The sequence below is a fragment of the Acinetobacter sp. NIOH-H-8 genome (assembly GCF_046635365.1).
GTDB lineage: Bacteria > Pseudomonadota > Gammaproteobacteria > Pseudomonadales > Moraxellaceae > Acinetobacter.
Map to the genome: position 1 here is coordinate 1 of NZ_JBHDVN010000360.1, position 387 is coordinate 387.

General features: G+C 64.3%; 1 protein-coding gene. It reads left to right on the forward strand.

The window, feature by feature from the left end:
• A partial coding sequence (locus ACEWB7_RS18655; protein WP_411581183.1) for a DUF3394 domain-containing protein occupies positions 1 to 387 on the forward strand: 387 nt, incomplete at both ends.

The window sequence follows — 387 nt, forward strand, 5'->3', positions numbered from 1 at the left end:
ATCTGCTGCTGATCGACGTGGACTTCGCCCACGGCGTGCTGATCTTCGTGGTGGCCACCGTCGCCATGCTGATCTTCGCCGCCGCCACCCAGGGCTGGTTCCTGGTGACGAGTCGCTGGTACGAAAAACTGCTGCTGCTGCTGGTGGCCTTCAGCCTGTTCCGTCCCGGGTTAGGGATGGATATGGTGCACGATCCCTATCGTGAGACGCCGCCGGCCCAACTGGCCCAGACCCTGGGCGAGGTGGAAGCGGAGAGTACGCTGCGACTGCGGATCCAGGGGGAGGATGCGGTGGGCAAGCTGCGTCAGTCCACCGTGCTGCTGGCGGTACCTGCCGGAGCCAATGGGGAAGAGAAATTGGCCAGTCTGGGGCTGACCCTGTACGAGC